12 protein-coding genes are annotated in these 13152 nt (G+C 72.8%); 1 reads left to right on the forward strand and 11 read right to left on the reverse strand.

Annotated features, from left to right (window positions below; translation table 11 throughout):
• Window positions 1–4: 4 nt before the first annotated feature.
• Entirely contained in the window at window positions 5–787 is a 783-nt protein-coding gene (locus ACRWND_RS01830) for a thioesterase II family protein (protein WP_431945105.1), read from the reverse strand.
• Between the two features lie 467 nt (window positions 788–1254).
• Between ACRWND_RS01830 and ACRWND_RS01835 the strand changes: the two genes are divergently transcribed.
• The gene (locus tag ACRWND_RS01835) at window positions 1255–2508 is read left to right on the forward strand and encodes an MFS transporter (RefSeq protein ID WP_431945107.1); all 1254 of its coding nucleotides are present in this window, start codon (window positions 1255–1257) and stop codon (window positions 2506–2508) included.
• A 58-nt stretch (window positions 2509–2566) separates the two neighbouring features.
• On the opposite strand, the gene ACRWND_RS01840 is transcribed toward ACRWND_RS01835, so the two are convergent.
• From ACRWND_RS01840 to ACRWND_RS01885, 10 genes are all read right to left on the reverse strand, one after another.
• A complete protein-coding gene (locus ACRWND_RS01840; RefSeq protein ID WP_431945109.1) occupies window positions 2567–3796 on the reverse strand; it encodes a L,D-transpeptidase in 1230 nt (409 codons plus the stop codon).
• Window positions 3797–3819: 23 nt separating this feature from the next.
• Window positions 3820–4611 carry a hypothetical protein gene (locus ACRWND_RS01845; RefSeq protein ID WP_431945111.1) on the reverse strand — a complete coding sequence of 264 codons (792 nt, stop codon included), beginning with the start codon at window positions 4609–4611 and terminating at the stop codon, window positions 3820–3822.
• A gap of 514 nt (window positions 4612–5125) precedes the next feature.
• The gene (locus ACRWND_RS01850) at window positions 5126–6352 is read right to left on the reverse strand and encodes a CU044_5270 family protein (RefSeq protein ID WP_431945113.1); all 1227 of its coding nucleotides are present in this window, start codon (window positions 6350–6352) and stop codon (window positions 5126–5128) included.
• A complete protein-coding gene (locus tag ACRWND_RS01855) occupies window positions 6349–6912 on the reverse strand; it encodes an RNA polymerase sigma factor (RefSeq protein WP_431945115.1) in 564 nt (187 codons plus the stop codon). The genes ACRWND_RS01850 and ACRWND_RS01855 overlap by 4 nt, the downstream gene beginning before the upstream one ends.
• 369 nt (window positions 6913–7281) lie before the next feature.
• The gene (locus tag ACRWND_RS01860) at window positions 7282–7728 is read right to left on the reverse strand and encodes a nitroreductase family deazaflavin-dependent oxidoreductase (protein ID WP_431945251.1); all 447 of its coding nucleotides are present in this window, start codon (window positions 7726–7728) and stop codon (window positions 7282–7284) included.
• A gap of 307 nt (window positions 7729–8035) precedes the next feature.
• Complete coding sequence (locus ACRWND_RS01865) at window positions 8036–8743, reverse strand: helix-turn-helix domain-containing protein (protein WP_431945117.1); 708 nt, start codon at window positions 8741–8743, stop codon at window positions 8036–8038.
• Window positions 8744–9039: 296 nt separating this feature from the next.
• Complete coding sequence (locus ACRWND_RS01870; RefSeq protein WP_431945119.1) at window positions 9040–11439, reverse strand: glycoside hydrolase family 65 protein; 2400 nt, start codon at window positions 11437–11439, stop codon at window positions 9040–9042.
• A gap of 67 nt (window positions 11440–11506) precedes the next feature.
• Window positions 11507–11737 carry a hypothetical protein gene (locus tag ACRWND_RS01875; protein ID WP_431945121.1) on the reverse strand — a complete coding sequence of 77 codons (231 nt, stop codon included), beginning with the start codon at window positions 11735–11737 and terminating at the stop codon, window positions 11507–11509.
• Window positions 11738–12057: 320 nt separating this feature from the next.
• On the reverse strand, window positions 12058–12291 hold the full coding sequence (locus tag ACRWND_RS01880) for a hypothetical protein (RefSeq protein WP_431945123.1): 234 nt from the start codon (window positions 12289–12291) through the stop codon (window positions 12058–12060).
• A 171-nt stretch (window positions 12292–12462) separates the two neighbouring features.
• Window positions 12463–12729, reverse strand: a complete 267-nt coding sequence (locus ACRWND_RS01885) for a DUF4235 domain-containing protein (protein ID WP_431945125.1) — start codon at window positions 12727–12729, stop codon at window positions 12463–12465.
• Window positions 12730–13152 lie beyond the last annotated feature (423 nt).

Consider the following 13152-nt stretch of genomic DNA (forward strand, 5'->3'; position numbering starts at 1 on the left):
CGGGTCAGTTCGCCATGCGCAGACGTGAGAACAGGTCCTTCACGAGACTGCCGGCTTCCTCCACGAGGTAGAAATGACCGCCTTCGAAGGACCGGACGTGAAACCCTGACCGTGTGATCGCGGACCAGGCCGCGACGGAATCGTGTTCCAGATCCGCCTCGCCGTTCCCGTAATAGGCGACGACGGGAACATCGAGGCGGGACTCCTCGTCGGGAATGCGAGCGTCGTAGCGTTCCAGCAGGCGGTAGTCCGCGCGTATCGCGGGTAGCACGAGCTCACGCAAGGCCGCGTCTCGAAACACCTCTGCCTGCGTGCCACCCAACTCGACCAGCTCCGCCACCAGTTCCTCTTCGGGGGCATCTGCCAGCGCCGGCCGTCTCTCCCTTCCCGGTCCGCCGCGTCCTGACACGAACAGCCCGGTCAGGGTCCGTCCGTGTTCCTCCCGCAGACGAGTGGCGAGCTCATAGGCGACGGACGCCCCCATGCTGTGTCCGAAAAAGGCGACAGGAACATTGAAGAGATCGCGAGACGCATGGGACAGATCAGCGACCAGCTCGTCCATCGTCTCGGCCGGAGCGTCCAGGAAACGGCTCTCGCGTGCCGGATACTGGGCGGCGAGCAGCTCCACGCCGTTCGGTACGAGATCCTTCCACCCACGGAAGAAGCTGGCGTTGCCGCCCGCGTGGGGGAAGCACAGGAGTCGCAGCCCGGGGGCCGGAGCGGACCGGATGGTCCGGAACCAGCGACTGGTCGCCGTCTGAGACGTGCCGGTTTTCTGAGGGTTCACTCGGATCCATCCGGTTGAGGTGTCCGGATCGCACGCTCGGCACCCATGCGCGCGGCGTCGGGCGACGAGCCGCGTCACCTCGATGGTTCTCGGCAGTGGGCCCGGCCGGCGCGTGCTCCGGAGTATGCAGCGCTTGTCAGGCAGAGTTTATCGCCGGTCGTCGGCCGCAGCGCACTGGGCGCCGCCACCGGTTGGACCGTGCCTCTGCCGCGGTGAGCCGACCACGCGTGCGGTCCGCCGAAAGGGCGGGGCATGCCGACACGGCTGCGTGCCGCGCTCGGTGAGCGTTGACACGTTCCGCCGGAGGCGAGCGCATTGGTATTAACGGGCTGTCAACCGGACGTCGCCCCGGATGTCCCCGCCCGTTGTGCCGGCCCGCGCAGTATGGTCACTCGCTCCGGATGCGCTGCGGCCGAATCCGACCCGCGATCGTCCACCTCCGGCTCCGAGGAACCCGCAACTCAGCCATGAGCTTTCCCACTCCCGGCGGCCGCGATCGACTGCCACGCCCGTTCTACGCCGTGTGGGCTTCGGTGACGGTCTCCGGCATCGGTGACGGCATGCGCCTGGTCGCTCTTCCGCTGCTCACCGCCGGCCTCACGGACGACGCCCGGCAGGTCGCCCTGGTGGCCTTCGCCGGGCAACTCCCCTGGCTCCTGGTGAGCCTGGTCTCCGGCGCACTGTCGGACAGGTTCGAGCGCCGTCGCGTACTGTGCCTGGTCGACGTGGCCCGTGCGGTCGTAATGGCCTGCCTGGCGCTCCTCACCCTCGTCGACGGCCTGTCCATACCGGTGCTGGCCGGTGGGGCTTTCCTCCTGGGCTGCGGCCAGACCCTCTTCAACGGAGCGTGGTCGGGCATCGTGCCCGGGCTGGTGCCGCCTGAAAGGCTGACCAAGGCGAACGCGCGCCTGCAGGTCAGTGCGCTGCTCGTCGGTACCCTGCTGGGCACCCCGACGGGGGCGGTCCTGTTCGGCGTCACGCCGGTGCTTCCGCTCGCCGTCGACTCGATGTCGTACGCGTGTTCGGCGGGATTGATCCTGCTGGCCGCGGGCCGTGGCCGCACCCGTCCCGAGGGAGGCGGCCCGATACGGCGATCACTGCGCGAGGACGCCCTCCAAGGGCTGGTGTGGCTGTGGAGGCACCGGCTGCTGCGGCAGTTGTGTGCGGTGTCCGCCTTGAGCAATCTCGTCGTGGTCGGTCTGATGTCCGTCCTGGTCCTGTACTCCCGCCAGACGTTGGGGCTGGAAGGTCCCGGCTTCGCGGTGCTGACGGTGGCCTACGCCGTGGGAGGCATGGCGGGGGTGCCGCTCGCACCCCTGTTGGAGGCCCGGATCGGGGCCCACCGGGTGCTACGGATCGGCATGGCGGCCACAGCGGCGCTCTGCGCCGGGATCGGTTCGACCTGGTCCGTCCCGGTGGTGGCGGTGTTGATCGCCGTGTACGGCACGGTGGGCTTGGTGTGTAACGTCACGGCGGTGTCGCTACGTCAGTCACAGGTTCCGGAAGGGTTGTCGGGTCGCGTCACGATGTCCTTCCAGATGGCCACCATGTGCGCGGGCGCGCTGGGGACCCTGCTGGCGGGGCTGGCGTATCACGGCATCGGCCCGCGGGCGCCGTTCATGGCGGGGGCGGTACTGCTGCTCTACCTGGCCGGCGCCTGTTTCCGACGTCCGCGGACCGCCGTCCCGGCGGAAGCCTCCGCCGTCTCGGCCTACCGCTGAGCCCCGCACCGGTCCGGACGGCCGGCACCCGGCAGGGGCCGGCCCGGCTGGTGCCCGGCTACGTGAGCGCCGATCCGGCCTTCCACTGCTCCCAGGACATGTTCCAGCCGTTGAGGCCGTTGCCGGGGGCGACGGTGCGGTCGCGGGAGTGCTTGACGACGACCACGTCGCCGATGAGGGAGTTGGTGTAGAACCACGCCGCGTCCTGCTCGGAGTCGCCGCCTCCTCGGACGTCGTTCAGCCCCACGCAGCCGTGGCTCACGTTGGAGTGCCCGAAGACGGAGTCCGCCGCCCAGTAGTTGCCGTGGATGAAGGTGCCGGAGGTGGACAGGCGCATCGCGTGCGGGACGTCGGGGATGTCGTACTCCCCCGCGTAGCCGACCGTGGCGCCGTTCATACGGGTGGAGACGAGCTTCTCGGAGATCACCATCTGCCCGTTGTACGTGGTGCTGCCCGGCGCGCCGGCGGTGATCGCGATCGTGCGGACGGCCTTGCCGTCGCGTTCGACCCGCATGGTGTGCGTGCCCGCGTCGACGGCGGAGACCTGGCGGCGGCCGACGGTGAAGCGGACGGTCTTGTCCTGGGTCCCGTAGGCGTTCGCGGCGCCCTTCACCCCGTCCAGGCGCAGGTTCAGGGTGACCTTGGAGTGTGCCTTCCAGTACGTCTCGGGGCGCAGGTCCAGGCGCTGGTCACCGAACCAGTGGCCGACCACCTGCTGTCCGCTGTCACTGGTGACGCGTATGCCTTCTTCGACGGCCTTCTTGTCGGTGACCGGCTTGTTGAAGGTCAGCGACACCGGCATGCCGACACCGACGGTCGAGCCGTCCTCGGGGGTGAAGGTGCCGATGAGGCGGTCGTTTTTGGCGAGCGTGGTGAAGGACAGGCGCCGGGTCTGCTTCCCGCCCGCCTCGTCGGCGGCGTGGACGACGAGGCGGTACGAGGTGCCGTAGGCCAGGGCCGCCTTCGGGGACCAGCTGCGGTGGTCGCCGGCGGTGGTGCCGGGCACCGCGTCGCCGCCCGCGGTGGTGAGGGTGACGGACGCTATCGTCCCGCCGGCGACCTCGACCCGGCCCGCGCCGCTGACGGACGCGTGGCGGTCGCCGTCGGCGGCGCCGGTGGTGAGCCGGAAGACGGTCGCGGCGGCCCGCGGCGTGGCAGAGGAGCCGGTGGGGGCCGGAGTCCCCCGGGCGGCGGACGTCGCGGCGGGCTGCCCGCTCGCGCAGGCGGTGAGCACCGATGCTCCGCCGAGGGCGAGGGCGAGGGCGGTGAGCTTGGGACGGGAGGGCACGCCTGCTCCTGTCGGGAGGACGGTCATCGGGCGAGGGAGGCCGCGTCACCCATGACGACGACGGGATGGTCGGCCGGATCCAGGGCCAGCAGCAAATCCTTCATGTGCGCCTTGGAGATGCTGACGCAGGCGTGCGTGGGACCGCCGTGGTCGACGTGGATCCATATGCCGCCGCCGCGGTTGGCGCCCATGGGCTGGGCGCCGTCCATCGGGGACGTGCCGGGCCGCCGGTTGTAGTTGATGGCTATGACGTAGTCGAAGGAACCGGCGAGCGGTTCTCCCTCGAAGCCCGTACCGCCGACGGAGAAGGCGCCGGAGCGGTGGTAGGGCAGCTCGGTGCCGGGGTCGGCCAGCCGTCCGCCGGCGTCCGTGAGGCCGAACACCCCTATGGGGCTGTGCAGATCGCCCGCGTAGTGCTCGTCGGTCCAGCCCTTGTAGCCGTTGTGCGCGTCCCACACGGCGCCAGGGCGCCAGCCGCCGTCCACGCGCTCGTGGAGGACGACCTTGGATTTCGCCGACTTCTTGCCGGCTCCCGTGACGATGACGACCTGACGGGCGCCGGCCGGGACCTGCGCGAGGGTCTTGGGGCCGAGCCCCGGCAGCCGGTCGGGGTACTGCGGCTTCGGCGGGGCCGTCGTCGGAGCCGTCGAGGGGGACGCGGGCGCGGCCGTGGGCACGGCGGCGTCCTGGACGACCGACGCCGTCTCGGCTGCCGGACCGGGGTTCCCCTCGGGGAGGTACTGGAAGGCGGCGATTCCCAGTGAGGAGACGACGACGGCCGCAGCCGCGGTCATGTAGGGCCTGTTGATGCGCATGGGTGCGGACTTTCTCGGGAGACGGTGATGCGGAGGGGGGAGACCCCGGTGGCGGGGGCGCGCTGGAGCCGGGCACCGGGCGGGGTCCGCGGGAGGTGCGGAACGACCTGCAGCGGCGCCCGTGTCAGGTCCCGTCCCTGGGTGGGGAGTTCACACCCGCTCAACCGGGCGGCCCCGTGTTCGGGTTGCCTCGATGTCGAAGGGTTTCCCGGGTGGCGGTGCGCCGGTGCCGTGCGGACGGGTCAGCCGGCAGGGCGCCGCGGAGCACGTCCCGTCGTGCGGGACGGCGCACGGCAGCGCCGAGCGGCCTCGAGCGCTCTCGGACGGTGCGGGGCGGCGGGCGGTGGCGCCGACCGTCGCCCGGGGATCCGCGGCGTCACATCAGCGGCGTATCCCCGGCACGCCGGCGGGCGCCCGCGGGCCGCGGGCCGGCCCGCGGGGCGACGGTTCTCTCGTGGATCCATGCGGGCCTCGGCCGGCCCTTCCGGACTCAGAGGCCGCGCGGCGCGACCTCTCAGTCGCGGGCGTTGTCCGGCACGGTGATCTGCTTCTCGCCCCAGCTCATCCGGGTGGTCGCGCTGTAGTTCACCGTCGTCCCGGCGGTGAGGCCGGCTTCCCTGGCGCGGGCGGACGGTTCCACGAGCACGAGTTCGTCGCTGAGCATGGCGCCGTTGGACGGGTCCACGATCAGCCGCTCGAGGGTGGTGCCCAGGGGTCCGTCGTAAGTGACGGGGAATTCGACGGCCACGCCTTCACGCCCCAGGGGATCGGTGGCCTGTCCCGTCACCCGGACCCCGGGCAGATCCGCCATCACCCGGTACGCGGCCGCCCGCACTCCGGGCTTCACGGGCATCGTGACGAGGTTGCCCGCCTGGCGCAGCATCCAGGCGCTGCGTCCCGCGGTGCCGGTGTCCGCGCCGTTGTCCTGCGCGTACAGCCGCTCGAGGTAGCGCCGCAACTCGTCGCTGGTGGCGGGCAGTGCGCGCAGGTCCTTGTAGGAGACGTTGCGCGGGCCGACGGCGTAGATCTTGTCGTCGTCGTTGGTCCGCAGGACCAACGGCCGCCCCTTCCCGAACGAGAAGAGCAGCGAGCCGTGCGCCTTCCCCTTCCCGGTCTCGACCGGCACGGAGCGCGGTGAACCCGCGGCGCGCCAGCGGGCCTCGTCCGCCGCGGTCAGGGGCTCCGTGACGGAGTCCAGGCCGGTGACCATCAGACTCCCGGTTCCGGGGCGCACACCCACCGACCACTGCGAGACGGACGATGAGCGCACGGCGAAGAGGTGCCCCTCCGCACCGCCGACGTCCACGTTCTGCGAGTGGGTCGTGGTCTGCCAGTACGTGCCCTCTTCGACCGAGGACTCCGCCTGCCTCGCCGCGCTGAGCAGTTCGATGTGGCCGTCGACACGGAAGTCACCGCCCTCGCCGGGGACGCCCGTGGTGGAGGACGGCGGCTGGGCGGTCGGCTGGTCGGCGGGCTCCCGCCAGTCGACGGCGCCCACGGCCACCACGGACACCGCCACGGCGGCGAGCGCCGCGGCGCCCAGCGGACGGAAGGCCCTGGCACGGCGCGGTGCGAGGAAGCGTGCCGCCGGACCGTCCGTCGGCGTCATCACGATGCGCGCGAGATCCTCACGCTGCCGGGCGGGGTCGACCAGCCGGGCCGGGTCCAGTGCGTCGGGCCGCGCGTCCGCGAGCACCTTCAGGACATCGGGCCGCCCGGAGGGCCGGGGGGACTTCTTCACGCGCGTGCTCCTTCGCGATGAGCGGGGTACGGGGCCTGTGCGGGGGGTGCGGACGCCGGCTCCGGCGGAGCAGCTCCGAGTGCCTTCTCCAGGCGGCGGCGCGCCCGGTACAGCCGGACGGTGAGTGTCGCGGTGGTGCAGTCCAGGACCTGCGCGGCCTCCTTGGCGCTCAGGCCGTGCCAGGCGATCAGCGTGAGCAGCTCCCGGTCGGCATCCGGCAGGCCGGCGAGGGCCTGCAGCGCGTCGTGCCGCCCGGTGACCTCCGACGCGACGTCGCCGGCGCCGGACCCGGTGCCACTGCTGATGCGCCGTGCTTCCTCGACGGCGAGGAGGTACTGGTGGGCGTCCCGGCGGCGCAGTTCGCGCACCAGGTTGCGGGCGACGCCCAGGAGCCACGGCAGTGCCGGGTGCGGGATGTCCCGCACCCGCCGCCAGGCGACGGTGAACGTCTCGCTGGCGATGTCCTCCCCTACCTGCCGCCCGACCAGGCTGGTGGCGTAGGCGAGGACTCGTGGGTAGCACTCCTCGTATACGTCCCGGAAGCGTTGGGCATGTGTCACGCGCCGTCCCCTCATCTCGCACTCTCACCATGCAATGAGCGCGGCGGCCGGTTTCTTACATCCGGCAGCGACAAATCTCACGGATGTGGTCCACATCACGCGGGAACGGAGGGTAGGAGCGGTGATCCGGGCCCGGCATGCGGCGCGCCGCCCTCACCCGGCACGGGTCCGGGGGCTGCGGCCCGGACCGGTGTCACCCGGCCGGGCCGACGGGCGGCCCGCACGGTCACGCGCCGCTTCCCGCACCGACCCGCGCCGCAACGGCATGCCGATCTCCCCCCTCGCGGGCCCCCTGAGAGGTCGCGGCGCCCCGGCACGAAGATCGGCCGCCGCCCCGTGCCGGGGCGGCGGCCGTCGCGGGGGAGCGGGTCAGTGCGGTGCGGGCGCCGGCTCCAGGACGAAGAGCGGGATCTCGCGGTCGGTGTTCTTCTGGTATTCGGCGTAGTCGGGCCACGCCTCCACCGCCCGCTCCCACCATTCGGCCCGCTCGTCACCGGTGACCTCCCGGGCCGTCATGTCGCGGCGCACCGGGCCGTCCTGCAGTTCCACCCGGGGGTCGGCGACCAGGTTGTGGTACCAGACCGGGTGCTTGGGCGCGCCGCCCTTGGACGCCACGACCGCGTAGCGGCCCTCGTGCTCCACCCGCATGAGCGGCGTCTTGCGGACCTTGCCGCTCTTCGCGCCCAGCGTCGTGAGGACGATCACGGGCTTGCCGCGCAGCGTTGTCCCCTCCGTCCCTCCCGAGCCCTCGTACAGCTCGACCTGGTCCCGGACCCACTGCTCGGGGCTCGGCTGGTACTCGCCCACCAGAGGCATGTCGTTCTCCCATCTCGGCCATGCGACGTCGTCGCCCTGGACATCCTCGCCCACCCGCCGCCTTCCCGGCGGCACCTCCCGCTGTCGGGCCGCCGTACTCCGTGCCGATCACGCGAAAGGGGGTCGGCTCGAGACCGCGCCGGACCTCGCGGGCACCGGCGGCGAGAGCATTGCGCAGGCCGCGGGGCCGGGCGGCACCATGCGGCCGCGCCGGAACGGCGCGGCCGACGGCGTGACGGCGCCGGCGTCACCCCTGGGGGCGGGTCGCACGGGCCGGGCCCGGGTGGAGGGGGCAAGGGCGTCCTCGCTACCCTGGCTGCGGGAGCGACCGGATGGCCCTGCCGCTCACCTCGCGCGGCACGACGCGGATCCACAGCTCCCGCTTCCCCCCGGCCCAGGGCTCGCCCCCGGGGCGTCGGCCGAGGGCCTGCGCGGCGGCGGCGTCGGAGATCGGCTCGGCGGCTCCCGCCACCAGGACGCTCCAGCCGACCCGGTGCTCCTCGTCGACGAAGTCCGTCTCGAAGGCGACGCTCGTGCCGGACGCGACGGCCGCCGCTCCGGCCGGATCCGTCCGGTAGGCGATCGTCCGCCCGTCCACCCGGTAGTTGACGGGCATCACGACCGGCGCCTCGTCGTCCTCCCTGCCGGCCTCGTAGGCCACGCGGCCGATGCCGTGCGTGCCCAGCCGTTCCCAGCACTCGCCCTCGGACAGGCGCTGCAGCACCGGCCGGGCCGCGGGGCCGCCGCGTCCCGGCGGCGCCTCGCGGGAGCCCGTGACCAGCTCCTCGTACGGCATTCCCAGCACACGGGCGACGCGCCGCAACGCGTCGGCGTCGAAACCGGCTCCCAGCTCCTCCACCTGCCGCAGGTACGCGGTGGACATCCCGGCCCTCAGGGCCAGTTCCTCACGGGACATGCCCAGCTGCTTCCGCCGCACCGCGACGCGGCCGGCCACGTCCTCGGCGTCCAAGGAGCCTTTGCCCGCCGAGCGGGACTGTTCCGGACCACCCCGCACAGCCGCTCACCTCCTGCGTCATGTCTCCTTACAGGCCGCGCGCATAGGCGGGCCTGCGTCGCGGGTCGACGGCTCTCGCCCGGCGGCGTTGTCGTCGGTCGCCGCAGCTCCGCTGCGTCTCCCTTCTCCGCCTTGCCCGGCTCGGCCCTCGACCCGCTCCTTTCTCCACCCCGCCTATCCGCGCGACCTCTTAATCAAGCGCAGCAGACCCGCTCGCCGCCCGCCAGTCCAGAGCCCGTACCTGTGTCTGGGCTCGCCCGCGCGCAGGGGAACGGCCCCTGCGCCGCCGAGCCGTGTCACCGGGCCGGCAGGTCGAGCAGCCGGGAGCGGCCCGGCGCGACGGACCAGGTCCGGCCGTCGAGGCGCACCCGGACGGGAGCCGCGGCGAAGGCGGGGACGGCGATGCCGACGTGGTCCCTGTCGACGTGGATGCGCACGCCCCAGTGGCCCCGGTAGCGCACGGTCAGGGCGAACCGGGAGAGCTGCGGCAGCGGCGCCGGATCGAGCCACAGCGCGTCCTCGCGGGCCTCCAGGCCGGTCAGGCCGCGCTGCACGAGGTCGAGGGTGCCGGCCATGGCCCCGAGGTGGACGCCCTCCTCGGTCGTGCCGCCCTGGATGTCGGTGACGTCGCCCAGCAGGGCCTCCTGCGCGCAGGACCACGCGCCGGCCCGGTCGGTCCGGGCCAGCACCCAGGCGTGCACCACCGCGCTGAGGGTGGAGCCGTGGCTGGTGCGCCGCAGGTAGTGCTCGACCGTCGCACGCCATGTGCTGTCGTCGAGCTCGTATCCCAGGTGCGCGAGGAGGCGGTGCAGTTCGCCGGGCGGGAACAGGAAGCCCAGCATGAGCACGTCGGCCTGCTTGGACGCCTGGTAGCGGTTGACACAGTCCCCTTCCGCCTCCAGGATCCGGTCGAGCCGGCGAATGTCGCCGTACCGCGCGCGCAGTCCTTCCCAGTCGAGCTCCTCCAGCTCGCCGTAGCCGGCGAACTGGCTGATCACGCCGGCGTGCCAGGGGACGTACAGCTTGTGTGAGACGTCCTCCCAGCGGTCCGTCTCCTCGGCTGCGAGACCCATGCGCTCACGCAGTTCGTCGCGGCGCGGCGCCGGGAGGGTGCGCCACAGGTGGAGGGCCCGGTCCAGCACCCAGGCGGCGGTGAGGTTGGTGTACGCGTTGTCGTCGATGCCGGGTGAGGCGGAGTCGGGGTAGGCGTCGTGGTACTCGTCGGGCCCGACGACACCGCGGATGCGGTAGCGGCCGCCGCTGTCGCGGTCGGGGTCCCAGGTGGCGAGGCAGGCCCAGAAGCGGGCGATCTGCAGCAGCATCTCGGCGCCCTTGGTGTGCAGGAACTCAGTGTCACCGGTGGCCTGGGCGTACCGCCAGATGTTGTAGGCCACGGCCGATCCGACGTGGTGCTGGAGCCTGGTGTGGTCGGGCAGCCAGCGCCCCGAGCGCGGGTTGAGGTGGAGGGTCTGGGTCTCCTCGCGTCCGTCGCTGCCGCTCTGCCACGGGTACATCGCCCCGGTGCGGCCGGCCCGCTCCGCCGCCAGGCACGCCTCCCCCAGGCGGCGGTGGCGGTACTCCAGCAGCGCCCGGGACACCTCGGGAAAGTGCAGGTCCAGGTAGGGCAGGACGAACAGTTCGTCCCAGAAGACGTGGCCGCGGTAGGCCTCACCGTGCAGGCCCCTGGCAGGCACGCCCACGTCCAGTTCCGCCGTATGGGGGGAGAGGGTCTGCAGGACGTGGAAGGTGTGCAGCCGGAGGATCCGTCCGGCCTCGCCGGGGACGTCCAGGCCGGCGCGGTGCCACAGCCGCTCCCAGGCGGCCGCGTGGGAGGCGAGGAGGCCGCGGAAGTCCGGGGACCGCCCGACGCGGTCGAGTGCGGCGTGCAGCGGGTCGCCGATCGCCCGGTCCCGGGAGGTGTGCAGGGCGACGGTCTTCTCGACGACGGCGGGGCGGTCCGGCGCCACCGGGACGGTCAGCCGGTGCACCACGGTGCGCTCTCCCGCCTCGAATGAGCCGGTGTCCGCCGGACGCGGCGTGGCGCGGGTGCGGGCGGCGAGTGTGATGCGGATGTCGGAGGCGGTGGTCCGGCAGCGCAGCCAGACGGTGTCGGGTTCCGCCGTCCCGGTTTGCGTGCCGGTCAGGTGACGGCCGTTCAGGGCTCGGTAGCGGGCGACACCTGTGTTGGCGACGGCGCCGTCGAGCGCGGACTCCACCTCCAGTTCCCCGGACCAGTCGCCCTCGGCGCGGAAGACGGTGCGCAGTGCGGCGAGGTGCGGATCGCTCATGTGAACCAGCCGGGTCTGCTCGACGGCGAGGATCCGTCCGCGCGGGTCGCGCAGCCGGAACGTCCGGGTCAGAGTGGCGTGGCGGAGGTCGAGATCCTGCCGGTGCTCCAGCAGCGAGCCGTCGTCCGGGGTGAACCACGTGCCGCCGTCCCGGATCCTGAACCTCAGCGGCAGCCAGTTGGGCAGGTTGACCAGGTCCTCGTTGCGGACGGTTCGTCCGGCGACGGTGGAGTCGAGCCGGTTGTAGCAGCCGGCGGCATAGGTGCCGGGGTAGTGGTGGGGGCCTGCGGTGGTCTCCGGGGCTGCGGCGCGGGTGGCGAAGTAACCGTTGCCGAGGGTGCACAAGGCCTCACGCAGGCGCTCGCGGGCGGGGTCGTATCCCTCGTAGGACCAGGTCCACTCCCCCATCGTCACCCCTCTCGGGCCCGCGGCGGCCGGGGTCGGGCCCGCGGCACGCCGGAGGTGCGTGCGGACGTCACGCGGGCACGACCTCGATGAGGTCGCCGTCCGTGAGGCCCAGGGCGTCCGGTGTGCGCGTCGGGCTGCAGGGTGCGCCGTGGGCGAGGAAGCCGAGTCCTCCGTGGGCTCGTCCCGTCCTGGCGCAGTACGTGTCCATCAGCTGCTTGAGGGGCGTGTGCGGGCGCACCTGGAAGATCATCTCTCCGGTGTCGTCCTTGACCCACAGATTGATCGTGGCTTCGCTCATGACCGCACCTCCGCCGATACTGATCCGGCACGACACCCGATCCGGTGCGTCCGCCGCGCCGGGCCGGGCCGCCGTGGTCGTCGCCGGTGGCGGCTTCGAGGGGAACCGGCCTGGGCCGGACGGGCGCAGGGAGCGGCGGCGGCACCGGCTCCCGCGCGGCCGCGCCGCCCCGTAGGGCCACGGGTCCGGCCGGAACCGGCGAAACCCCCTTCCATGATGCGACACGGACTCCGCGCACGCCGCGCGCCGGCACAGGAGCGCCGACGTGCCCGCACCCAGGCCGGCTGAGCGGGCAGGGCGGCGGCGCGGCCGCGGTTGCCTCAGGCGTGGTCGACGAGCCGGGCGTGGCCCTTCTGGCGCGCGCAGTGGGCGCAGCAGAAGAACTGTCCGTCGGACTGCAGCCCGTGCCCCAGGATGCGGCACTGGCAGTTCTCGCAGATCGGAGCCATCTTCTGCGCCGCGCACTCCAGGCTGTCGAAGATGTGGAGTGCTCCCGCCGCGCGGACCTCGAAAGCCATCTCGTAGTCGTTGCCGCAGACTTCGCATACCGCCATCGGTTGCTCCTCGCGCCGTTTCACGGGTGGACCCTGGACGCTACGAGGCTGGAGCCGGGCCCGCCCCGAGGCAAGGCGACCAGCGGCAGGAGCGCCGGCAATCACCCTCCTGCACCCCGGGGAGCGCACCCGCGGGGCCACCAGGCGCGTCCCCCTGCGTGCCGGCCGCCCTCAACCGGGCCAGGTGCCCGTCAGCCGCCGGACGGTAGTGGCGCCCGCGCGGTCGACGGCGGCCTTGACGGCCGCGAAAAGCGCCCCCTGCAGAGCCGCCGCCAGGAGTACCTCACGCCACGTGCGGTCCTCGTCGGTGGCGTCCGGAGCCGCCGCCTCGTGCCGCAGTGCCTTCCACACCTGTTTGAAGAGCGCGCCGGCCACCATTCCCGAGAGCGCGCCCACCGCCATGCCGACAGGCTTGTACACGATCTTCGACTTCCTCACCGGTACACCTCCCAGGTGGCTTACCCACCCTCTTCCCCTTCCCCGGAACGCGCCTTCGGCCGCCGAAGCCGCAGCAGCCGAGAGGCCGTGCGGAGAGGTGGGCGGAGCAAGGAGCGGGTCGAGGCCGACTCCGGCACGGCGGAGCAGGAAGTCGCGGCGGAGTTGCGGCGATCGACGACAACGCCGCCATGCGGGAGCCGTCGACCCGCGAGCCGCCCCGCCTGTCCGCGCCGCGTACAAGGCCCACGCGCCGCGAGGGCCCCGGAGGCCACTGCCAGGGCCGTGCCGTTCACGCGGCGCGTGAGCCGCTGCTCCCAGCCTGCTCCCGACCTGGCCGCGGCGCATCCCGGCCCTTGACCGGCATCCCCGCCGAGTCCCCCTGATCACCACCGGCCACATATCCGTCACGAAGCGAGAACCCCA

The sequence above is a fragment of the Actinacidiphila sp. bgisy167 genome, assembly GCF_965342175.1.
Taxonomy (GTDB): domain Bacteria; phylum Actinomycetota; class Actinomycetes; order Streptomycetales; family Streptomycetaceae; genus Actinacidiphila.

Excerpts from the sequence above, each read along its gene's own strand:
- ACRWND_RS01875 (WP_431945121.1), bottom strand. The coding sequence starts at position 11,737 with ATGAGCGAAGCCACGATCAATCTGTGGGTCAAGGACGACACCGGAGAG.
- ACRWND_RS01845 (WP_431945111.1), bottom strand. The coding sequence starts at position 4,611 with ATGCGCATCAACAGGCCCTACATGACCGCGGCTGCGGCCGTCGTCGTC.
- ACRWND_RS01880 (WP_431945123.1), bottom strand. The coding sequence starts at position 12,291 with ATGGCGGTATGCGAAGTCTGCGGCAACGACTACGAGATGGCTTTCGAG.
- ACRWND_RS01835 (WP_431945107.1), top strand. The coding sequence starts at position 1,255 with ATGAGCTTTCCCACTCCCGGCGGCCGCGATCGACTGCCACGCCCGTTC.
- ACRWND_RS01870 (WP_431945119.1), bottom strand. The coding sequence starts at position 11,439 with ATGGGGGAGTGGACCTGGTCCTACGAGGGATACGACCCCGCCCGCGAG.
- ACRWND_RS01860 (WP_431945251.1), bottom strand. The coding sequence starts at position 7,728 with ATGCCTCTGGTGGGCGAGTACCAGCCGAGCCCCGAGCAGTGGGTCCGG.